19 protein-coding genes are annotated in these 23212 nt (G+C 57.7%); 18 read left to right on the top strand and 1 reads right to left on the bottom strand.

The features are described from left to right. Positions 1-8: 8 nt before the first annotated feature. From fdhD to BOA8489_RS13815, 6 genes are read left to right on the top strand one after another with little or no spacing between them, the layout of a single operon-like run. Entirely contained in the window at positions 9-887 is an 879-nt protein-coding gene (fdhD, locus tag BOA8489_RS13790; protein ID WP_093974747.1) for a formate dehydrogenase accessory sulfurtransferase FdhD, read from the top strand. Next, positions 884-1414: a hypothetical protein gene (locus BOA8489_RS13795; protein WP_093974749.1), complete on the top strand. Its 531-nt coding sequence runs from the start codon at positions 884-886 to the stop codon at positions 1412-1414. The genes fdhD and BOA8489_RS13795 overlap by 4 nt, the downstream gene beginning before the upstream one ends. After that, positions 1399-1935 carry a hypothetical protein gene (locus BOA8489_RS13800; protein WP_093974751.1) on the top strand — a complete coding sequence of 179 codons (537 nt, stop codon included), beginning with the start codon at positions 1399-1401 and terminating at the stop codon, positions 1933-1935. Before BOA8489_RS13795 ends, BOA8489_RS13800 begins: the two co-directional genes overlap by 16 nt. Then, the gene (gene mobA / locus BOA8489_RS13805; protein ID WP_093974753.1) at positions 1932-2528 is read left to right on the top strand and encodes a molybdenum cofactor guanylyltransferase MobA; all 597 of its coding nucleotides are present in this window, start codon (positions 1932-1934) and stop codon (positions 2526-2528) included. The genes BOA8489_RS13800 and mobA overlap by 4 nt, the downstream gene beginning before the upstream one ends. Continuing rightward, on the top strand, positions 2525-3019 hold the full coding sequence (gene mobB / locus BOA8489_RS13810) for a molybdopterin-guanine dinucleotide biosynthesis protein B (protein ID WP_093974756.1): 495 nt from the start codon (positions 2525-2527) through the stop codon (positions 3017-3019). The genes mobA and mobB overlap by 4 nt, the downstream gene beginning before the upstream one ends. Beyond that, complete coding sequence (locus tag BOA8489_RS13815) at positions 3016-5121, top strand: molybdopterin-binding protein (protein ID WP_093974757.1); 2106 nt, start codon at positions 3016-3018, stop codon at positions 5119-5121. Before mobB ends, BOA8489_RS13815 begins: the two co-directional genes overlap by 4 nt. A gap of 132 nt (positions 5122-5253) precedes the next feature. Here the strand turns inward: BOA8489_RS13815 and BOA8489_RS13820 are convergent, their stop codons facing one another. Further along, positions 5254-5628, bottom strand: coding sequence for a rhodanese-like domain-containing protein (locus BOA8489_RS13820; RefSeq protein WP_093974760.1), 375 nt, complete (start codon positions 5626-5628; stop codon positions 5254-5256). Positions 5629-5699: 71 nt separating this feature from the next. Here BOA8489_RS13820 and BOA8489_RS13825 point away from each other — a divergent pair, with 71 nt between their 5' ends. The 12 genes from BOA8489_RS13825 to BOA8489_RS13880 form a co-directional block, all read left to right on the top strand. Beyond that, the gene (locus BOA8489_RS13825) at positions 5700-6545 is read left to right on the top strand and encodes a class I SAM-dependent methyltransferase (protein ID WP_245813839.1); all 846 of its coding nucleotides are present in this window, start codon (positions 5700-5702) and stop codon (positions 6543-6545) included. A 512-nt stretch (positions 6546-7057) separates the two neighbouring features. Then, entirely contained in the window at positions 7058-7576 is a 519-nt protein-coding gene (rplJ, locus tag BOA8489_RS13830; protein ID WP_093974764.1) for a 50S ribosomal protein L10, read from the top strand. Positions 7577-7642: 66 nt separating this feature from the next. Then, positions 7643-8023 carry a 50S ribosomal protein L7/L12 gene (rplL, locus tag BOA8489_RS13835; RefSeq protein WP_093974766.1) on the top strand — a complete coding sequence of 127 codons (381 nt, stop codon included), beginning with the start codon at positions 7643-7645 and terminating at the stop codon, positions 8021-8023. Between the two features lie 473 nt (positions 8024-8496). Then, complete coding sequence (locus tag BOA8489_RS13840; protein ID WP_093974768.1) at positions 8497-9066, top strand: hypothetical protein; 570 nt, start codon at positions 8497-8499, stop codon at positions 9064-9066. Between the two features lie 90 nt (positions 9067-9156). After that, a complete protein-coding gene (locus BOA8489_RS13845) occupies positions 9157-9594 on the top strand; it encodes a hypothetical protein (protein ID WP_093974771.1) in 438 nt (145 codons plus the stop codon). 625 nt (positions 9595-10219) lie between these two features. Further along, positions 10220-14380, top strand: a complete 4161-nt coding sequence (gene rpoB, locus BOA8489_RS13850) for a DNA-directed RNA polymerase subunit beta (protein ID WP_093974773.1) — start codon at positions 10220-10222, stop codon at positions 14378-14380. Between the two features lie 49 nt (positions 14381-14429). Continuing rightward, positions 14430-18671: a DNA-directed RNA polymerase subunit beta' gene (gene rpoC, locus BOA8489_RS13855; protein ID WP_093974775.1), complete on the top strand. Its 4242-nt coding sequence runs from the start codon at positions 14430-14432 to the stop codon at positions 18669-18671. A gap of 131 nt (positions 18672-18802) precedes the next feature. Beyond that, positions 18803-19693 (top strand): DMT family transporter, encoded by an 891-nt coding sequence (locus tag BOA8489_RS13860; RefSeq protein ID WP_306345761.1) that lies wholly within the window; start codon positions 18803-18805, stop codon positions 19691-19693. Between the two features lie 303 nt (positions 19694-19996). Next, positions 19997-20368, top strand: a complete 372-nt coding sequence (rpsL, locus tag BOA8489_RS13865) for a 30S ribosomal protein S12 (RefSeq protein ID WP_076980154.1) — start codon at positions 19997-19999, stop codon at positions 20366-20368. 12 nt (positions 20369-20380) lie between these two features. Next, positions 20381-20851: a 30S ribosomal protein S7 gene (gene rpsG, locus BOA8489_RS13870; RefSeq protein ID WP_093974780.1), complete on the top strand. Its 471-nt coding sequence runs from the start codon at positions 20381-20383 to the stop codon at positions 20849-20851. A 21-nt stretch (positions 20852-20872) separates the two neighbouring features. Next, positions 20873-22999, top strand: a complete 2127-nt coding sequence (fusA, locus tag BOA8489_RS13875; protein WP_093974782.1) for an elongation factor G — start codon at positions 20873-20875, stop codon at positions 22997-22999. Between the two features lie 86 nt (positions 23000-23085). Then, a partial coding sequence (locus tag BOA8489_RS13880) for a GTP-binding protein (protein ID WP_245813843.1) occupies positions 23086-23212 on the top strand: 127 nt, incomplete at its 3' end.

The following is a 23212-nucleotide window of genomic DNA, read 5'->3' on the forward strand; positions in this document are numbered from 1 at the left end:
GGCAAATCATGCTTCGTGATGACATCGATGAATATCTGATTGCGCCAGATCCGGGGCGAGTTGGATTGACGCGCGCGTTGACGGGTGTCGATGAGACCGGGGCCGAGGTAGAGCTTGGCGTCGTGGAGGAGCGGCCTTTGACGATTTTCCTCAATGGTCACGAGATTGTCACGGCGATGACGATCGGGGATTACCCTGAGTATCTGGCGTTGGGCTTTCTGCACAATCAGGGGATGTTGGCGGCGGGCGAGGCCGTGACGGGTGTGGATTTCGACGAGGAACTGGAAACGGTCGTGGTGCGCACCGATGGGCAGACGACCTATGAGGAAAAGCTGAAGAAGAAGACGCGGACCAGCGGCTGTGCGGTTGGCACGGTGTTCGGCGACATGATGGAGGGGCTTGAGGGTTTGGAATTGCCTGCGGCTTTGGTGCGGACCTCGTGGCTTTATGCCTTGGCCGAGCGGATCAATCGCACGCCGTCCCTTTATCTTGAGGCGGGGGCTATTCATGGCACGGTCTTGTGTCAGCAGGATCGACCCTTGGTCTATATGGAGGACGTCGGGCGGCATAATGCGGTGGATAAGATTGCCGGGTGGATGGTGTCGGAAGGTGTCACGGGCGAGGATAAAATTCTGTACACGACGGGCCGTTTGACCTCGGAGATGGTGATCAAATGCGCGCATATGGGGATACCTGTTCTGGCGTCGCGGTCGGGGTTTACGGCCTGGGGCGTTGATATCGCACGGCAGGTTGGTCTGACGCTGATTGGGCGGATGCGCGGGCGGCGGTTTCAGTGTTTGTCGGGCAATGAACGTCTGGTCCGGGATGCGGACCCCAAGGGCGGGGCCGGTGAGGACCGCAAGCTTCGCCGGAAGGGATCTTTGTGAGCGATCATTTTCGATTTGAGGTCGACGGCGCCGGCGAAGCGCGGGCTGAAATTGCGACGATGATCGCGACGGGACACGCGGATCGCTGGCAGGTGCAGTATGCGCGTTGGCGGGTGATGATGGCGATGATCGGGGCGGGGATGCTGACGCTGATCGTAGTCATGGTTTTGGCGCGTCTGATCACGGGTGGGCAGCCGTCTTTGTTGCTTGGATTTGGCGCAGCGATGATCGGGGCAGGTGCCTGGAATATGCTGGCGCGGCGGTCGGTGGCGCGGCTGGTGGGCGGCTTGTCCGATCCGTCGCCGGTGATGGACGGGCCGCAGGTCTGGACGTTTGATGCGGACGGTGTGCGGATCGTGTCCGATGTTGTGGACAGCCGTTTTACCTGGCGCGCGTTTGATCGGGTGTTGGAGGGGCAAACGGCCTTGGGGTTGGCCTCGGGGGCGGTCTATTTCGCGATGCCTTTGGAGAATGCTGAAGTGCGGTCCGATCTGTTGGAGAGGATTGAAGCGTGGATGCTGGCGTGACGCGAGATGTGATCGAGCTTCGGTATCGGTTTGATACCGGGCTGTTGCCCGCCGCCATGTCCGGCTGGTGGAGGAGTGCGGTGCCTCCGCAGAAGTTCGTGCATCGCGCTGCGTTCTGGGCGGTGGTCTGGCTGGGGCTATTGGTGCTGGCGGGGGCAATCGGGCAGGCGGGCTTGTCGCCGACGTTTGTCGTTGCGGGTATCCTTGGGGCTGGCGTGATGGTGGCGGCGTTCGCCTATTTGCAGCGCACGCGAATGCGGCAGTTTTACCGGATCGTTGGTGCGCATTGGGACCGGACCGGCGAGATTTCAGTGCGGTTTGATGCGCTAGGGGTCAAGATGCGCGATGAGGTGTCGGAGCGGCGATACAGTTGGGCGGCGATTGATGCAGTCCAGAAGGCGAAGGGCGCGACGGTGTTGCGCACCGGTATGTCGATGATTGCTATTCCCGACACGGCGATGCCGGAGGGTCTTGGTGCGAGCGAGTTTCGGGCGCGGTTGAATGGATGGAGAGGCGCGTGAAGCAACCTTATGGCGTGATCCTTGCCGGAGGGCAGGCAACCCGGATGGGCGGCGGCGACAAGGGGTTGTTGAAGCTTCATGGCGTGACGCTTTTGGGGCGGGTGATTGAGCGGCTGGAGCCTCAGGTGGCGGGGCTTTGCCTGAACGCCAATGGTGATGCGGCTCGGTTTGCGGCGTTTGGTTTGCCGGTTGTGGCGGACGAGGTTGACGGTTTTGCGGGGCCGTTGGCGGGGGTTCTTGCCGGGATGGATTGGGCGGCCTCCAAAGGGGGCGAGCATATCGTGACGGCAGCCGCAGACACGCCGTTCTTCCCCGGCGATCTTGTGCCGCAGCTTCAGATGGCGGCCGAGGCTCAGGGCAAACCGATTGCTTTGGCGCGCACCGATAATGGGCGACATCCGACGTTTGGGCTGTGGCCTGTTGTCTTGCGCGATGATCTGCGCTCCGCCTTGCGTGATGGGGTGCGCAAGGTGGTGCAATGGACCGACAGCCACGGCACAGCGATGGCAGATTTTCCGACGGCGCGTTTCGATCCTTTCTTTAATGTGAATACGCCCGAGGATTTGGCGCGCGCCGAGGGGTATGCATCATGAAGGTCTGGGGCGTCGTAGGCTGGAAGAATTCGGGTAAGACCGGGCTGATGGAGCGTCTGGTGAGCGAATTCGTGCGCCGCGGCATCAGAGTTTCGACGGTAAAGCACGCGCATCATGCTTTTGATGTGGACCAGCCGGGCAGGGATTCGCATCGCCACAGGCAGGCCGGAGCGAGTGAGGTTTTGCTAAGCTCCCGGCAGCGCTGGGCGTTGATGGCGGAACTGCGCGGGGCGGATGAGCCCGATCTGGATGCATTGTTGTCGAAGCTGTCGCCGGTCGATCTGGTGCTGGTCGAGGGGTTCAAGTCAGCGGCGCATCCAAAGATAGAAGCGCACCGCGCCGAGACGGGGACCAGTTTGCTGGCGCCTGAGATGCCGGGCGTGATGGCGATTGCCTCGGACTGTGGCGCCGGGTTTGGCGATTTGCCGCGCTTCGATCTGGACGATACGGGCGCGATTGCGGATTTCATCGTGGCGGAGTTGGGGCTGTGACGGTCTGGGACAGTTTTGTCGTCGTGGATTGGTCGGGCGGCAACGACACCGGGGCGAAGCCGCGCAAGGATGCGATCTGGGCGGGGGCAGTTTTGGGCGGAGTGGAGCAGGAGCCGGTGTATCTGCGCAACCGCGAGGTCGCTTACGCATGGCTTTGTGATCTGATCCGCGCAGAGCGCGCCTTGGGGCGCCGTGTGATGATCGGTTTTGATTTCCCGTTTGGCTATCCGATGGGTTTTGCCGGCGCGCTGGTCGGGCGCGCGGATCCGCTGGCGCTTTGGGATTGGTTCGCCGCGCATCTGACGGACTCGCCAGACGGCAACAACCGGTTTGAGCTTGCTGGTCAGATCAACGCGATGTGGCCGGGTGTCGGGCCGTTCTGGTTCAACCCAACGCAAGCCGATATCGCGCATTTGCCACGCAAGGGGCGCGAGCGGACACGGGATCATGGTCTGAAAGATCGCCGCCGGGTCGAGGCTCATGCCAAGGGCAGTTTGACCTGTTGGCAGATGGGCGGCGCTGGTGCGGTTGGCGGGCAGGTCATGACCGGAATGGCGTTCCTGTCCAGACTGCGCGCGGCGTTCCGCGACGAATTACGGGTTTGGCCTTTTCAATCGCTGGCAAAGCCGGTGGCGCTGGTCGAGGTCTGGCCGTCGCTTCTTGCGGCTGAGGTGGCCGCGCAGGATGACGCGATCAAGGATCGTGCTCAGGTGCGGCTTCTGGCGCGTGCGCTGTCGCGATTGGCCGGGGATGACCTCGGGCGCATGTTGAGCGTTGATGAACCCGAGGAGGGTTGGATTTTGGGGGTTGGTCACGAGCAAGCTTTGGCGGACGCGCTGACCGGCGGGTTGCAGCCACCTCGGTTGAAGAACGATTGTTTCGCCTTGCCGCCCGGCGTGGATTGGACTCCGGTGGACGAGGCGCTGTCGCGGCTTCGCGCGAACTTGCGCCCCATTGCGCGTATAGAGACGGTCATGTGCAGTGATGCGTTGGGCAGAGTGCTGGCGGTGGATGCGAAAGCACAGCGCGCAAACCCGCCTGGCGCCAATTCCGCTGTTGATGGCTATGGGTTTGCCCAAAGTGCGACCGGGTCCGGCGATCAGCTTTTGCCGTTGATCAAGGAACGTGCCGCGGCGGGAGCGGCCTTTGAAGGTGAGGTGCCGCATGGGTCTGCGATCCGTATTCTGACGGGCGCGCTTTTGCCGAAAGGCGTGGATACGGTCGTCCTTGAAGAAGACACGACAAGCAATGGTTTCGAGATCGCATTCGAGGGCCCGATCAAGCCGGGTGCCAATACGCGAAAGGCGGGCGAGGACGTCGAAGCGGCGGCTGTTGCGGTGCGGGCCGGCACGCGCCTTGGGCCGTCGCAACTGGCGCTTCTGGCGGCGACCGGGGTGCGCGAGGTGGCGACTTTTACGCCTCTTCGGGTGGGTGTCCTGTCCACGGGCGATGAAATCGTCGCCCCGGGATCGACGCCCGATCCCGCCCGGACCTATGACGCAAACCGTCCGATGCTGCTGGCACTTTTGGACGACTGGCGCATGGAGGCTGTCGACTTGGGCCACGTGGGCGATGACCGCGCAAAACTGACTGCACTTCTCGACGCGGCGGCGCAAAAGGTGGACGTGATCCTGACCTCGGGCGGCGCATCGGCGGGGGACGAAGACCACGTCTCGGCCGCACTGGGTGAGGCAGGCGTGCGCCATGACTGGAGGATCGCGCTGAAACCGGGACGACCGCTGGCGCTTGGAATGTGGCAGAGTACGCCAGTTTTCGCGCTGCCCGGAAATCCGGTCGCCGCCCTTGTCTGCACGCTGATTTTCGCTCGCCCCGCCCTTGCACTGATGGGCGGCGAAAGCTGGAGCGAACCTCAGGGCTTCATGGTCGCAGCGGCCTTCTCAAAGACCAAGAAACCCGGCCGTCGTGAATACATGCGCGCCCGTATGACCGACGGAGCGGTCGATGTGTTTCATTCCGAAGGGTCGGGCCGCATCTCGGGGCTGGCTTGGGCCGAAGGTCTTGTCGAACTCGGCGACGGGGCGCAAATCATTAGGCCCGGCGATCTCGTTCGGTATATCCCCTACGAAAGCTTCCGTGCCTGAGCTTTCTTTTTGGCAAAAATATCCAGAATCACGCCCCGACATGCGCGCGCAGCGCTGCAAGGAAGCCGCTCCGGGGCGATAGAGACCACCCGCCGCGAAGCGGCCCATCAAAAGAATGCAAAAGCGCTCAGATCAATCCTCGACAGGACCGCCCGCGGCTTTCCAACCGGAAAATCCGCCAACGTTCGAAATGTTTGTATAGCCCATGTCCTTCAGGGTTTTGCCAGCCAGCGCCGCCTGTCCGCCCGCGCCGCAGATCAACACGATTTCGGCGTCTTTGCTCAGCGCCGGATCGAACAGGGCATGGCCGTCGTCCGCGCGAAATTCCATCATGCCGCGCGGGATGCGCAATGCCCCCGCGATCGTCCCCGATGAGGCGATCTCGGTTCCGTCCCGCACGTCGATGAACGTCGTCTTGCCAGCAGCGTGTCTGGCAATGCCTTCTTCAGCCGTGATCTTCGGGACGACGGCATTGGCCTCTTCGAGATAATGGTTGGCGGTTTTCATAGGTTTCTCCTTTTGCTTCACGGCCAGATAGTGCTTTGTTCAGGTGACACAACGCAAGAATGGATCAGTGTTTGAAAAATAAGATCGATACGCGCGCCATCGGGTTGGACATCAGTTTGTCGCTGGCACGATGGCTGACGGGAAGCGAGCATCTTCACTATGGACTATGGGCCGAGCTTGAGCCCTGCGCCGCCAATCTGGGTGCTGCGCAAGAAGCCTATACCACACATCTGCTGGGTCAGTTGCCCAAAGGCAAATTGCGTATTCTGGACATCGGCGGCGGTGCCGGAGAAACCGCCGCAAGGTTGGGCCAACTCGGGCACGAGGTCGACATCATCATTCCCTCGTCGCGACTGGCTGCGCGGTGCCGTGAAAATGCGCCGCAGGCCAAAGTGCACGAGATGCGCTTTGAAGACTACAGTGGTGAAGGTCCATTCGATCTCTGCCTGTTTTCCGAAAGCTTTCAATATATCCCGCTCGCGCAGGGCTTGTCGCGCTGCGTCGAAATGCTCGCTCCGGGTGGTCACATCATCGTGGCGGATTGTTTTCGGTCGGGGGATCGGCCGAGCGAGGCACGTGCCGTGGGCGGCGGCCATGAGATCACGCGCTTCTGGGCACAGGTCGAAAGCCTGCCGCTCGACGTTCTTCTGCGCGAGGATCTGACAGATCAGGTGGCACCCTCCATTGACATTGAGTCCGGCTTCCTAAGGATTTTCGGCGAAGCGCTCGTCCGCATCGACGAGGAACTTGCCTTGAAGAAACCCCTGATCCGCCGCGTGCTGGAGACGCTTTGGCGTGTGTCCGTCAACCGCCGCAGACGCGAGAGCATTCAGCGGCGCCTTATGGCGGAAGGGCGCAGCAGCGAGGTCTTTCGGGCCTGCAACCGATACCTTCTGGTCAAAATGCAAAAGACCTGACCAAGGCTCTCTCGGGCCTGCTCCGGAGCGGAAATCACGGCACCAATATCCACGACTTTCTTTTTGGCAAAATATCCTCGGGGGAGTTTGAGGGGGCAGAAAGCCCCCTCATCGCCGCGGCGCCCGAAGGGCGGCGCAATCGACATTCAGGCACTCCATCTGATCTGTTCTGGCCGCTTTCGTCGGCGGGGTAAGCGGTGCCCAGCAGATATCGGCGACATCGCTTCTGGTATGATTTCGGCACGGCAATCGGATTTACCCCTTCACAAGCCACAAGAATCCCTCTAGAGACCGCGCGTCCGGTGGGCTTGCGTTGCAGGCCTTTCGTGCATTCGTCCGAGACGGTGGGTGAGCGCATGCTCATAATTCCTGCCTGAGACGGGAACCGAGATACCGTTTTCAGATGTCATCTGAAGCGCGATTTTGAAGGACCCGTAAGGACCCGTGGGGGTGGCATGAGTTGCTCCCCGTGTTGAGCCGGAGGGTCAAACCTCCTAAATTGGAGTGAAACTGTGGATAGAGCCCAGAAAGAGAAAGTGGTCGAGGAACTCGGCCAAATCTTTGAAAGCTCTGGCGTTGTAGTGGTTGCCCACTACGCGGGTATCACGGTTGCCGAGATGCAGGACCTTCGTTCGCGTATGCGTGCAGAAGAAGGTTCCATTCGCGTCGCCAAGAACAGGCTCGCCAAAATCGCCCTTCAGGGAACCCCAAGCGAAGCGCTTGGCGATCTTCTGACGGGAATGACCGTAATGGCCTATTCCGAAGACCCAACGGCTGCTGCCCGGGTTATGGAAGCGTATGCCAAGGACAACAAGAAATTGGAAATCCTTGGTGGTACGATGGCTGGCACGGCTCTTGACGCCGCCGGTGTCAAAGCTGTTGCAGATATGCCGTCGCGTGAGGAGCTTATCGCTTCGATCGTTGGTTGCATTGGCGCACCTGCTTCGAACATCGCTGGCGCGATTGGCGCACCTGCTTCGAACATCGCGAGCATTCTCTCAACCATCGAGGAGCGCGCCGAAGCGGCGTAATCTTCGTGCCCGCGTGGGGTGAAATCTGCGCGTTGGAACACATCTTAGGAAACGGAAAGCATTAAAATGGCTGATCTGAAAAAACTTGCTGAAGAGATCGTGGGTCTTACCCTTCTCGAAGCACAAGAACTGAAGACGATCCTGAAGGACGAATACGGCATCGAGCCCGCTGCTGGCGGCGCTGTCATGATGGCTGGTCCTGCGGGTGGTGACGCTGCTGCTGCTGGCGAAGAGCAGACAGAATTCGACGTCATCCTCAAAGCTGCTGGTGCCTCCAAGATCAACGTGATCAAGGAAGTCCGCGCAATCACGGGTCTTGGCCTGAAAGAAGCCAAGGACCTGGTCGAAGCTGGCGGCAAAGCTGTCAAAGAAGGCGTCGACAAAGCGGAAGCAGACGAGATCAAAGCCAAGCTGGAAGCAGCTGGCGCCGAGGTCGAAGTCAAGTAATCGACGTTACAGTCGTGAGAGAGGGCCGGGCAGCGATGCCTGGCCCTTTTTTGTTGCGGTGGGTTTGACCAAATTTCAGAGGTTTTGGATGGCGGATTTGCGGACTTTCGAGGCGTCGAATAAGAAAACTCAATCTTTCGTTCTCAGATCAAACTGACCGTTCATAGCACTCTCAACCGCGGCTGCGCGATTTCTCATATGCGATAGCTATAAACCAGCTCTGTTGATGCATTTTGCATGCCGCAGCGAACCTCTCTGTCAAGGATGACAGCGTCCAGGACTGGAAACCGATAATCCCACACTTCGACGCTTAGAGACCATACTTCGTTTAGAACGAAATTCTGGCTGCCGGATTTTCACAATCGACCCCGTTTCTGAACAACGTTCAAATAATTCGTGAACATTGTTCACGTCTGCGCTAGGTGTTGTTTATGAACAGCGTTCAAATGAACTGTCTGAATAGGAAAAAAATTATGAAACGCAAAATTGGTAGTCTTTTCATTGCATCAATCCTGTTGGCCGGATGTGGAGGCGGAACAACCGCTTACGAAGCATTCGATAACCAGGGACAATCAATTTCCGACCGTGCAAACTTGCTTTATCTTGAAGAGGGCTACACGGATCCGAGCACCCTGCCGGCAAGCACAACCGCAACTTTCGAGGGCGTGATTGCAATCGCAACACTCGACGAAAGTCTCGAGGTGTTGGGAGATTTAGAATTAATTGCAGACTTCAACGGTCCCGGTGGCGTGGCAGGTTCAGCCACCAATTTCGTCGACGAGACGAGTAATCCGTACACAGGAACTTTGACGATTTCAAATGGCGCAATAGACCGCACGGCGGACATCAATACAGAGTTTACCTATAGCGCGAGAATTGATGGCCCTCTTACTGGCGCGTCAGACACCTACGTCTTTGATGGTTTTTTGGACGGGGACTTCATCGGCAACGAATATGACTACGCGTTCGGGTTTGCCGAAGGAACCGTGACGTCCGATCTCGAAACCTCAGAGTTCACAGGAATATTCGCAGCCGAGCGCTAAGCACTCCGCTGTCTTTTTTGCGGGCATCGGATCTCGAGCCCGTCGTGCAAGCCAAATTCGAGATTCATTTATCAAAAAAGGAAAATAGTTATGATCAAACAAATTCTTACAGCAGCCGTCGTTTCGTGTTCCGCAATTATCCCGGGGACTGTCTTCGCAGAAGTCATAACATGCGAGCATCTGGGTTATCGTGTTACGGGTCGATTTGTGAGCAAGGGGAACGACGCTGAATTGGTGAAGCAGATATTTGGGACAGTATTCCAAGTTGATTCCAAGACACCTGGCGAACTGCTCATGCAATTTGATGACACTTGGTATTTGGTTGAAGATGTTCGTGTTTCTCGGACGAAGAATTTCACGCTCTACAAGTGGCGGGCTACTGGAAAGTACACAGACACTAACGAGAGCTACAAACATGACTATTCGTTCAGGATTTATAACGACGGCCGGGGTTCAGCCGGACGGCAGACTTATCCTTCCGGAAAATACGCCTACATTGAAGCAAAGGGTAAATGCGATAACGTCTAAGAGCATCTGAGAACTTCCAAGTTCTTTGCAAGAGTGCCATTTCGCGCCCTCGTCCACATCATTTGTCCTGGCTCAACTTAAAAAGGGGCCGGGACATTTTCTGCATGCGGACCCGTGACGGATTTGGGCTCAAAGCCGTCATTCTCTGCTGTGCCGTGTCCCGCTCTCCGATCTTCCGAATCGCATTAATCGGGGGGCGGTTTTACCCGGACTTGCCAAAGCGCAATTAGGCGGGCAGACTGAAATCCGCGCATCGGTTGCGATGGAACCGGTGACGCCCGATAGCAGACGCAGGACTGATGTGCTCGGTTTTGCGGCAATAAAATAACGCGTTAAATCGCTGTTAACCGCCTTTGTGTGGTTGAAAGCCGCGGCTGTGGTTGCTATCTCGTGCGCTCAGGCGGAAATTTGATTCGGTGATCGCGCAGTCACAAACCACATAAGTCATTGATATTGCTCTATCATAGCGTTCCAGGAATGGTGCGCTTTGATAGGGCAGTTGACGTTTCGGGCGAGGGATCTTTGGGAGGTCTCTCTGGTATGGAAACGAAAACTGTCCCGATCTGGCACTGCTGCGGACGCCCAAACCGTGTCAGCGCCGATTAAAAACGGAGATCCATATCCTATGGCAACGACCTATCTCGGCCAGAAACGTCTTCGCAAGTACTACGGCAAAATTCGTGAAGTTCTTGAGATGCCGAACCTCATCGAGGTTCAAAAATCCTCCTATGACCTTTTCCTTGGCAGCGGCGACCAGCCCGAGCCGATGGACGGCGAAGGTATCATGGGTGTTTTCCAGTCGGTTTTCCCGATCAAGGATTTCAACGAGACAGCTGTTCTTGAGTTCGTGAAGTACGAGCTTGAGAAGCCGAAGTACGATGTTGAGGAATGTCAGCAACGCGACATGACCTATAGCGCGCCACTGAAAGTGACGCTGCGCCTTATCGTGTTCGATGTGGACGAAGACACTGGCGCGAAGTCGGTCAAGGACATCAAGGAACAAGACGTGTTCATGGGCGATATGCCTTTGATGACGCCGAACGGCACATTTGTCGTGAACGGTACCGAGCGCGTGATCGTTTCCCAGATGCACCGTTCGCCTGGCGTGTTCTTTGACCACGACAAGGGCAAGACGCATGCGAGCGGAAAGCTGTTGTTCGCCTGCCGGATCATTCCTTACCGTGGGTCTTGGCTCGATTTCGAATTCGACGCCAAAGATCTTGTGTTTGCGCGCATCGACCGTCGCCGCAAGCTGCCTGTCACGACCCTGCTTTATGCGCTGGGTCTTGATCAGGAAGGTATCATGAATGCTTATTACGATACGGTTAACTTCAAGCTGAAAAAGAACAAGGGTTGGGTGACCAAGTTCTTCCCGGATCGTGTGCGTGGCACGCGTCCTGCGTTTGATCTGGTGGACGCCAAGACCGGTGAAGTGATTGCGGAAGCTGGCAAGAAAGTTACGCCGCGCGCCGTGAAGCAGTTGATCGACGACGGCAAGGTCAAGGAACTGCTGGTTCCGTTCGACAATCTGGTTGGCCGGTTCGTATCCTGTGACATCATCAACGAAGAAACCGGCGCGATCTATGTTGAAGCTGGCGATGAGCTGACTTGGGAGCTGGACAAAGAAGGCGAAGTCAGCGGCGGTACGCTGAAAGAACTGATGGATGCCGGTGTGACCGAGATTCCGACGCTGGATATCGATAACATCAACGTCGGTCCTTACATCCGCAACACGCTGGCTGCCGACAAGAACCTTGGACGCGACACTGCGTTGATGGACATCTACCGCGTGATGCGTCCAGGCGAGCCGCCAACCGTTGATGCGGCGTCGGCTTTGTTTGACACGTTGTTCTTCGACAGCGAGCGGTACGACCTTTCGGCTGTTGGCCGCGTGAAGATGAACATGCGTCTGGCGCTTGATGCCGAAGACACGCAGCGCACGCTTCGCAAAGAAGACATCGTTGCCTGTATCAAGGCGCTGGTCGATCTGCGTGACGGTCGTGGCGACATCGACGATATTGACCACCTTGGAAACCGCCGGGTTCGCTCGGTCGGTGAATTGATGGAAAACCAGTATCGCGTTGGTCTGTTGCGCATGGAGCGCGCGATCAAGGAGCGTATGTCGTCGGTCGAGATCGACACGGTGATGCCGCAGGATCTGATCAACGCCAAGCCTGCCGCTGCTGCGGTGCGCGAGTTCTTTGGATCGTCGCAATTGTCTCAATTCATGGACCAGACGAACCCACTTTCGGAAGTCACGCACAAGCGTCGTCTTTCCGCGCTTGGGCCCGGCGGTCTGACCCGCGAACGTGCCGGCTTTGAAGTGCGCGACGTGCACCCGACACACTATGGTCGGATGTGCCCGATTGAGACACCGGAAGGCCCGAACATCGGTCTGATCAACTCGCTGGCGACATTCGCCCGCGTCAACAAGTATGGCTTTATCGAAACGCCGTACCGCAAGGTGGAAAACACCAAGGTAACCGACGAGGTTATCTATCTGTCGGCAACCGAAGAGATGCGGCACACGGTGGCTCAGGCCAACGCGAACCTCGATGAGAACGGCAAGTTCGTAAACGACCTCGTGAATACGCGGCGGTCGGGCGAATACACGATGTCGCAGCGCGAAAGTGTTGATCTTATTGACGTTTCGCCAAAGCAGCTTGTGTCGGTTGCGGCCTCGCTTATTCCGTTCCTCGAAAATGACGACGCGAACCGGGCGCTTATGGGCTCGAACATGCAACGTCAGGCGGTTCCCCTTCTGCAGGCCGAAGCGCCTCTGGTTGGAACCGGCATCGAGGAAGTCGTGGCCAAGGATTCGGGCGCGGCCATCATGGCGAAGCGTGCGGGCATCATCGACCAGGTCGACGCGCAGCGTATCGTTGTGCGCGCGACGGAAGATCTTGAGCCGGGCGATCCGGGTGTGGACATCTACAGCCTGCGTAAGTTCCAGCGGTCGAACCAGAACACCTGCATCAACCAGCGTCCGCTGGTGAAGGTGGGTGACACGGTTGGCAAGAACGAAGTGATTGCGGACGGTCCGTCCACCGATATCGGTGAATTGGCCCTTGGTAAGAACGTCGTCGTCGCCTTCATGCCGTGGAATGGTTACAACTATGAGGACTCGATCCTGATTTCCGAGCGTATCGTTCGCGATGACGTCTTCACCTCGATCCACATCGAGGAATTTGAAGTCGCAGCACGTGACACGAAGCTTGGGCCGGAAGAGATCACTCGCGATATTCCGAACGTCGGTGAAGAAGCTCTGCGCAACCTCGACGAGGCTGGCATCGTTTACATCGGCGCGGAAGTTGGACCGGCTGACATTCTGGTTGGCAAGATCACTCCGAAAGGCGAAAGCCCGATGACGCCGGAAGAAAAGCTTCTGCGCGCCATCTTTGGTGAGAAAGCATCCGACGTGCGGGACACGTCGCTGCGTCTGCCGCCGGGTGACTTTGGCACGGTTGTTGAAGTTCGTGTCTTCAACCGTCACGGCGTCGAAAAAGACGAGCGTGCATTGCAGATCGAGCGTGAAGAAGTCGAGCGTCTGGCCCGTGACCGGGACGACGAATTGGGCATCCTTGAGCGCAACATCTATTCGCGTCTGAAGGACAGCCTTCTTGGCAAAGTTGCCGTGAAGGGTCCGAAAGGCGTGAAGCCAAAGTCGAAGATCGACGAAGATCTGCTTGAGCAGTTGTCTCGTGGTCAGTGGTGGCAGTTGGCCATCGCGGACGAGAAAGAAGCGCAGGCGATCGAGGCTCTGAACGCTCAGTACGAAGCGCAAAAGCGTGCTTTGGATCACCGTTTCGAGGACAAGGTCGAGAAGGTCCGTCGTGGTGACGATCTTCCGCCAGGTGTGATGAAGATGGTCAAGGTCTTTGTAGCCGTGAAGCGCAAGCTTCAGCCCGGCGACAAGATGGCTGGTCGTCACGGCAACAAGGGTGTGATTTCGAAGGTGGTTCCGATGGAGGACATGCCGTTCCTTGCGGATGGCACGCCGGTTGATTTCGTACTGAACCCGCTGGGTGTGCCGTCGCGTATGAACGTCGGTCAGATCTTGGAAACACACATGGGTTGGGCGTCGCGCGGTCTGGGTATCCAGATTGACGAGGCTCTGGGGGAGTATCGCCGTTCCGGTGACATGACTCCGGTCCGTGACGCGATGAAGATCGCCTATGGTGACGACGTTTACGACGAAGGCATCAAGGATCTGGACGAGGATCGTTTGCTGGAGATTGCGGGCAACGCCACGCGCGGTGTTCCAATCGCCACACCGGTCTTTGACGGTGCGAAAGAAGCTGACGTGAACAACGCTCTGATGCGGGCGGGCTTCAACGAAAGCGGTCAGTCGGACTTGTTTGACGGTCGCACGGGCGAGAAGTTTGCACGTCAGGTGACTGTCGGCATCAAGTATCTGCTGAAACTGCACCACCTTGTGGACGACAAAATCCACGCACGTTCCACAGGCCCTTACAGCCTTGTCACGCAGCAGCCTCTGGGTGGTAAAGCCCAGTTCGGTGGCCAGCGTTTCGGGGAAATGGAAGTCTGGGCTTTGGAAGCCTACGGCGCGGCATACACGCTTCAGGAGATGCTCACCGTCAAGTCGGACGACGTTGCAGGCCGTACCAAGGTCTACGAGTCGATCGTCAAGGGCGAGGACAACTTTGAAGCGGGCGTGCCCGAAAGCTTCAACGTGCTTGTGAAAGAAGTCCGGGGCCTCGGCCTCAACATGGAACTCCTGGATGCGATTGAGGACGACGAAGAAGGAGGGATCGCGGCCGAGTAATCGGCCCGCCCCGACGTCTTTCTCAAACGCCAGCCTTTAAGGATTTAAAATGAACCAGGAACTTACAACAAACCCGTTTAACCCGCTTGCTCCGGTCAAAACGTTCGACGAGATCAAAATCTCGCTGGCCTCGCCCGAGCGGATCCTGTCGTGGTCTTACGGTGAGATCAAAAAGCCGGAAACGATCAACTATCGGACATTCAAGCCCGAGCGCGATGGTCTTTTCTGTGCCCGTATCTTTGGCCCGATCAAAGACTACGAATGTCTCTGCGGTAAATATAAGCGCATGAAGTATCGCGGCGTTGTCTGCGAGAAATGCGGTGTGGAAGTGACGCTTCAGAAGGTGCGTCGCGAGCGGATGGGCCATATTGAGCTGGCCGCTCCGGTTGCGCACATCTGGTTCCTGAAGTCGCTGCCAAGCCGCATCGGCCTTATGCTGGATATGACTTTGCGCGATCTTGAGCGTATTCTCTACTTTGAGAACTATGTGGTGATCGAACCCGGCCTGACGGACCTGCAGTACGGCCAGTTGATGTCGGAAGAAGAGTTCATGGACGCGCAAGATGCCTATGGCATGGACGCGTTCACCGCGAACATTGGTGCCGAAGCGATCCGCGAGATGTTGCAGAACATCGACCTTGAGTCCGAGGCTGAGCAGCTGCGTGCTGATCTGGCCGAGGCGACGGGTGAATTGAAGCCCAAGAAGATCATCAAGCGTCTGAAGATCGTCGAGTCGTTCATTGAATCGGGCAACCGTCCGGAGTGGATGGTTCTGACTGTGATCCCTGTGATCCCGCCAGAGCTTCGCCCGCTGGTGCCACTTGATGGCGGTCGTTTTGCGACGTCCGACCTCAACGACCTCTATCGCCGAGTGATCAACCGGAACAATCGTCTTAAGCGTCTGATCGAGCTTCGCGCGCCGGATATCATTGTGCGGAACGAAAAGCGGATGCTGCAGGAATCTGTGGATGCGCTGTTTGACAACGGCCGTCGCGGTCGCGTCATCACGGGGGCTAACAAGCGTCCGCTGAAGTCGCTGTCCGATATGCTGAAGGGTAAGCAGGGTCGTTTCCGTCAGAACCTTTTGGGTAAGCGCGTGGACTTCTCGGGTCGTTCGGTCATTGTGACCGGTCCGGAACTCAAGCTGCACCAGTGCGGTTTGCCTAAGAAGATGGCTTTGGAGCTATTCAAGCCGTTCATCTATTCGCGTCTTGAAGCCAAAGGTCTGTCGTCGACTGTGAAGCAGGCGAAAAAACTGGTTGAGAAAGAGCGTCCTGAAGTTTGGGATATTCTCGACGAGGTTATTCGCGAGCATCCGGTTCTTTTGAACCGTGCGCCGACGTTGCACCGACTTGGTATTCAGGCGTTCGAGCCTGTGCTGATCGAAGGCAAAGCCATTCAGCTGCACCCGCTTGTGTGTTCGGCGTTCAACGCTGACTTCGACGGTGACCAGATGGCCGTTCATGTGCCGTTGTCGCTTGAAGCACAGCTTGAAGCCCGTGTTCTGATGATGTCGACGAACAACGTTCTGTCGCCAGCCAACGGCGCGCCGATCATCGTTCCTTCGCAGGATATGATTCTGGGTCTCTACTACGTGTCGATGGAGCGTCAGGGCATGAAGGGCGAAGGCATGATCTTTGCCGATGCCGACGAAGTGCGTCACGCTTTGGATGCAGGTGAGGTTCATCTGCACGCCAAGATCAAGGCGCGCGTCAAACAGATCGACGACGAAGGTCAGGAAGTGATCGTTCGTTTTGACACGACTCCGGGCCGCGTCATGTTGGGGGCTTTGTTGCCGCTGAATGCGAAAGCGCCGTTCAGCCTGGTTAACCGTTTGCTGCGCAAGAAAGAAGTGCAGCAGGTCATCGACACCGTCTACCGTTATTGCGGTCAGAAAGAGTCGGTTATCTTCTGTGACCAGATCATGACCATGGGTTTCCGCGAAGCGTTCAAGGCTGGCATTTCGTTCGGTAAGGACGACATGGTCATTCCTGACAGCAAGTGGACCATCGTTGATACGGTGCGCGAGCAGGTCAAGGAATTCGAGCAACAGTACATGGACGGCCTGATCACTCAGGGCGAGAAGTACAACAAAGTTGTTGATGCCTGGTCGAAGTGTTCGGATGACGTTGCTGACGCGATGATGGGCGAGATTTCCTCGGTCAAGATCGACGATGCGGGTGCCGAAAAGGAACCGAACAGCGTTTACATGATGTCGCATTCCGGTGCGCGTGGTTCGCCTGCTCAGATGAAGCAGCTTGGCGGTATGCGTGGTCTTATGGCCAAGCCGTCCGGCGAGATCATCGAAACGCCGATCATCTCGAACTTCAAAGAGGGCCTTACGGTTCTTGAGTACTTCAACTCGACCCACGGTGCTCGTAAGGGCCTTGCGGATACGGCGTTGAAGACGGCGAACTCGGGCTATCTGACGCGTCGTCTGGTGGACGTGGCGCAGGATTGCATCGTACGTATGCACGACTGTGGCACCGAACTGGCCATCACGGCTGAACCTGCGATCAACGACGGTGAAGTTGTTGCCACTTTGGGTGAGCGTATTCTGGGCCGTGTTGCGGCTGAGGATGTGTTGGCTCCGGGCACTGACGAAGTGTTGGTGACCAAGGGCGAGCTGATCGACGAGCGTAAGGCCGATCTGGTCGAGCAGGCCAAAGTTCCGACGATGCGGATGCGGTCGCCTCTGACCTGTGAAGCGGAAGAGGGCGTTTGTGCAATGTGTTACGGTCGTGACCTTGCACGCGGCACGCTGGTCAACCAGGGCGAAGCTGTCGGTATCATCGCGGCTCAGTCCATCGGTGAACCCGGCACGCAGCTGACGATGCGGACATTCCACATCGGCGGTATTGCTCAGGGTGGTCAGCAGTCATTCCTTGAGGCGTCTCAGGCTGGCAAGATCATGTTCAAGAACGCGAACCTGCTTGCCAACGAGGCTGGTGAAGAGATCGTCATGGGCCGCAACATGCAGCTTGTCATCATCGACGAGAACGACATTGAGCGGGCCAGCCACAAACTGACGTACGGCACCAAGGTGTTCCCGAAAGAGGGTGACACGGTGGCGCGCGGCGACAAGTTGTTCGAGTGGGATCCCTATACCCTGCCGATCATCGCCGAGAAGGCCGGTACGGTTAAGTTCGTCGATCTGATTTCGGGCATTTCGGTGCGCGACGAGACCGACGATGCGACAGGCATGACCCAGAAGATCGTGACCGACTGGCGCTCTGCGCCGAAGGGCAGCGATCTGAAGCCTGAGGTTATTCTTGTGGGTGCCGATGGCGAGCCTGTGCGCAATGAAGCCGGCAATCCGATCACCTATCCGATGTCGGTTGACGCGATTTTGTCGATTGAAGAAGGGTCGGACGTGAAAGCCGGTGACGTGATCGCGCGTATTCCACGCGAGGGTGCCAAGACGAAGGACATCACCGGTGGTCTGCCGCGTGTTGCCGAACTGTTCGAGGCACATCGTCCGAAGGACCACGCGATCATCGCCGAAATCGACGGCTATGTGAAATTTGGACGCGACTACAAGAACAAGCGTCGGATTTCGATCGAACCGGCTGACGAGACTGGTGAAGCGGTCGAATACATGGTGCCGAAAGGCAAGCACATCCCGGTGCAGGAAGGCGACTTCGTGCATAAGGGTGACTACATCATGGACGGCAACCCCGCGCCGCACGACATCCTGTCGATTATGGGTGTCGAGGCTCTGGCGGATTACATGATCGACGAGGTGCAGGACGTTTATCGCCTTCAGGGTGTTAAGATCAACGACAAGCACATCGAGGTTATCGTCCGGCAGATGCTTCAGAAGTGGGAGATCCAGGATTCTGGTGAAACCACGCTTTTGAAGGGCGAACACGTCGACAAAGCCGAGTTCGATGCCGCAAACGAGAAGGCCACGAAAGAAGGTCGTCGCGTCGCACAGGGCGAGCCGATCCTTCTGGGGATCACCAAGGCGTCCTTGCAGACACGTTCGTTCATCTCGGCGGCGTCGTTCCAGGAAACCACGCGGGTTCTCACCGAAGCATCGGTGCAGGGCAAGCGCGACACGCTGGTCGGTCTGAAAGAGAACGTCATCGTGGGTCGTCTGATCCCGGCGGGTACGGGTGGGGCAACCCAGCAGATGCGTCGGATCGCTGCCGAGCGTGACCTGAAGGTCATTCAGGAAGCGCGTGCCGAGGCGGAAGCCGCGGCGGCTTTGGCGGCACCAGTGATGGAAGACATCGACGTTACGGAAATCGACGCCGATCTGGCCACAACGCCAGAGAGCCGCGACTGATCGCACCGCGACTGAGAGAATGAGAAAGGGCCTCGCAGAAATGCGGGGCCCTTTGTCTTTGGGGCGGGCCCGTCTGGGTGACAATTCGCTGGCCGGGTTTCCGTATTCGGATTAAGGCTCGCGCTATGGTTATGACGGATAATCTTCGCGGGGCGCTTTTGATGACGGGGTCGATGACGGCCTTTACCGTCAACGATGCGTTCATGAAGTTGTTGTCCGAGGATCTTCCGTTTTTTCAGCTTTTGTTCGTGAGAAGCGTTGCGGTCGCGGTCCTGATTGGAGTCATGGCCTGGCGGGCGAATGCCTTTGCGCGAAGATTATCGCCGCAGGACAAAAAGCTGGTCGCAATCCGAAGTCTGGCGGAAATCGGTGCGGCGTATTTCTTTTTGAACGCGCTGTTCAACCTGCCGATTGCCAACGTTACAGCGATCTTGCAGGCGTTGCCTTTGACGGTTGCGCTGGGGGCGGCCCTTGTGCTGCGTGAGCACGTGGGCTGGCGACGGTTTCTGGCGATCGGAATTGGGTTTGGTGGTGTATTGCTGATCGTGCGGCCGACGGGTGACGGCTTTACGCTGTATTCGGTCTATGCCCTGTTGTCCGTCGTCTGTGTGACCGTTCGGGACCTTGCGGCGCGCAAGCTGTCACGGGATGTGCCGTCGTTGCTGGTGGCGCTGGCGGCGGTCCTGGGGGTTCTGGCGTTCTCGGTTGTCGGGGCGGCCTTTGTCGAGTGGCAACCGATGGACGGGCGCGACTCGGTACTGATGGTCTTTGCCGTTCTGGCAATTATCGGGGGGTATTTGTTCTCGGTCATGGCAATGCGCGTCGGCGAGATCGGGGCGGTTGCACCGTTTCGGTATACATCTTTGCTGGCCGCTTTGGTCATTGGCTTGCTGGTGTTTAGCGAATGGCCGGATATGTTGACGCAGATCGGTGCCTTGATCGTTGTGGCGACTGGACTTTTCACCCTTTGGCGCGAGCGGAATACGGCGCGGAAAGCACCGCCGGGCCTTCGTGTGCGATAAGGTCCCCGGGTGCTGTTGACAGCATCCGCGACTCTGGCTAGTAAGCGCGCACTTGGCCTCTCGGGTTGATCGCCTGACATGCCTTTAACAGATGTAAGTGGTCACGATCCGGTCCGTATGGTCCCGATCCTCTGGATACCCACCGCGTGCCCCCTAGCTTTGGGAGCGCTGCGGTAGTTTTCGTTGTCGTGGACGCATGATGGCGGAGTGAATAACCGGGGTGCGCGCGCCTCAGATTGAAATGGTCCGTGATACGCGCGGATTGAAACAGACAAGTGTTGCAACACGGGGAAACGAAGCCCAATGCCAACGATCCAACAGCTGATCCGGAAACCCCGGCAGCCAAAAGTAAAACGCTCTAAGTCGCTCCACCTTGAGGGATGCCCTCAGAAACGTGGCGTCTGCACACGCGTTTATACAACGACACCAAAGAAGCCGAACTCGGCCATGCGGAAGGTTGCCAAAGTGCGCCTGACGAACGGTTTCGAGGTCATTTCTTACATCCCGGGCGAAAGCCACAACCTTCAGGAGCACTCGGTGGTTCTGATCCGTGGCGGCCGGGTAAAAGACCTTCCGGGTGTGCGTTACCACATTCTGCGCGGTGTTCTGGATACCCAGGGCGTCAAAGACCGCAAGCAGCGTCGTTCGAAATACGGCGCCAAGCGTCCGAAGTAAGAGGAATCTGAGATGTCTCGTCGTCACGCCGCCGAAAAGCGCGAAGTCCTGCCCGATGCCAAGTATGGTGACCGGGTTCTGACAAAGTTCATGAACAACCTGATGGTCGACGGTAAGAAATCCGTCGCTGAACGCATCGTCTACAACGCGTTTGACCGGGTTGAAGACCGCCTGAAGAAGTCCCCGCTGGAAGTGTTCCACGAGGGCCTCGAGCTCATCAAACCATCGGTCGAGGTTCGCTCGCGCCGTGTTGGTGGTGCGACATATCAGGTTCCCGTTGAAGTGCGCCCCGAGCGCCGCGAAGCACTGGCCATTCGCTGGCTGATCGCTGCGGCAAAGTCCCGCAACGAGAACACCATGGAAGAGCGTCTGGCCGGTGAGCTGGCGGATGCGGTCAATGGTCGTGGCTCTGCGGTGAAAAAGCGCGAAGACACCCACAAGATGGCCGACGCCAACAAGGCGTTCAGCCACTACCGCTGGTAAAGACTTTCAGGAGCAGCCCAAATGGCACGCGATTATCCACTCGAGCGCTACCGTAACTTTGGTATCATGGCGCATATCGACGCCGGCAAGACCACGTGTTCCGAGCGTATTCTTTTTTACACCGGCAAATCGCACAACATTGGCGAAGTGCACGATGGCGCTGCGACCATGGACTGGATGGAGCAGGAGCAAGAGCGTGGCATCACGATCACCTCGGCTGCGACCACCACGTTCTGGCAGCGTCAGGAAGAGCCGACAAACGAAGGTACGTCCGACACCAAGTACCGGATGAACATCATCGACACGCCCGGCCACGTTGACTTCACCATTGAAGTCGAGCGTTCGCTCGCGGTTCTCGATGGCGCGGTTTGCGTTCTGGACGCAAACGCCGGTGTTGAGCCACAGACCGAAACTGTTTGGCGGCAGGCTGATCGCTATAAGGTTCCACGTATCGTTTTCGTCAACAAGATGGACAAGATCGGCGCGGACTATTTCAACTGTGTTCGCATGATCGAAGACCGCACAGGCGCGCGTGCCGTGCCCGTGGCTCTGCCAATTGGTGCCGAGAACGATCTGGAAGGCCTGATCGACCTCGTGACCATGGAAGAGTGGGTCTGGAAGGGTGAAGACCTCGGCGCGTCTTGGGAAAAAGGCCCGATCCGGGATAGCCTGAAAGCCCAGGCCGACGAATGGCGTGGCAAGATGATCGAGGCGGCTGTCGAAATGGACGACGACGCCATGGAAGCTTACCTCATGGATGCGGCCGAGCCCGACGTCGCCACCCTGCGCAAGCTGCTTCGCAAGGGAACTTTGTCGTTGTCGTTCGTGCCTGTTCTTGGTGGTTCCGCGTTCAAGAACAAAGGCGTTCAGCCTCTGTTGAATGCGGTTATCGACTATCTGCCGAGCCCGCTCGACGTTGTTGACTACATGGGCTTCAAGCCAGGCGACGATACGGAAACGCGCAACATCGCACGCCGTGCCGATGACAACATGGCGTTCTCCGGGCTTGCATTCAAAATCATGAACGACCCGTTTGTCGGCACGCTGACATTCGTGCGGGTGTATTCGGGCAAGCTTGCCAAGGGCGACTCGATGCTCAACTCGACCAAAGGTTCGATGGAGCGTGTTGGCCGCATGATGATGATGCACTCGAACAACCGTGACGAGATCACTGAAGCGTTCGCTGGTGACATCATCGCGCTTGGTGGTCTGAAGAACACAACGACAGGTGACACGCTTTGTGACAAGGCCGATCCAGTTGTTCTGGAAACGATGACGTTCCCTGATCCGGTTATCGAGATCGCGGTCGAGCCGAAAACAAAGGCTGACCAGGAGAAGATGTCGACAGGTCTGCAGCGTCTTGCTGCCGAGGATCCATCCTTCCGCGTTGAAACCGACATCGAGTCGGGCCAGACGATTATGAAGGGTATGGGCGAACTTCACCTCGACATTCTGGTGGATCGTCTGAAGCGCGAATTCAAAGTCGAAGCGAATATCGGTGCGCCTCAGGTGGCTTACCGTGAGACGATCTCTCGCGAAACCGAGCACACTTACACCCACAAGAAGCAGTCGGGTGGTTCGGGTCAGTTCGCCGAAGTGAAGATGATCATCACGCCGACCGAGCCGGGCGAGGGTTACTCGTTCGAAAGCCGGATCGTTGGTGGTGCAGTGCCGAAGGAATACATTCCGGGCGTTGAAAAGGGTGTCAAGTCGGTCATGGACTCTGGTCCCTTGGCAGGCTTCCCGGTCATCGACTTCAAGGTTGCTTTGATCGACGGCAAGTTCCACGACGTGGACTCCAGTGTTCTCGCCTTTGAAATCGCAGCGCGTCAGTGGATGCGTGAAGCGATGAAAAAAGCGGGCGCGAAGATGCTCGAGCCGATCATGAAGGTCGAAGTTGTGACGCCGGAAGATTATACCGGCAGCATCATCGGCGACCTGACATCGCGTCGTGGCCAGGTGACTGGTCAGGAACCACGCGGTAACGCGATCGCGATCGCCGCAATGGTGCCGCTGGCAAATATGTTCGGCTATATCAACAACTTGCGCTCCATGTCTTCGGGCCGTGCGCAGTTTACGATGCAGTTCGACCACTACGAAGCTGTTCCACAGAACATCTCGGAAGAGATTCAATCGAAGTACGCATAATCCGGGAGCCGGGGACATCCCCGGCCTACCCATAACCTGTAGGGCGGGGTTCACCCCGCCGCCCGAGACGATAAGGAGAGGCCATCATGGCAAAGGCAAAGTTTGAACGTAACAAACCGCACGTTAACATTGGCACGATCGGTCACGTTGACCACGGCAAGACGACACTGACGGCTGCGATCACGAAGTACTTCGGTGACTTCAAGGCGTATG

Origin of the sequence: Boseongicola aestuarii (assembly GCF_900184815.1) — a bacterium.
Taxonomy (GTDB): Bacteria; Pseudomonadota; Alphaproteobacteria; order Rhodobacterales; family Rhodobacteraceae; genus Boseongicola; species Boseongicola aestuarii.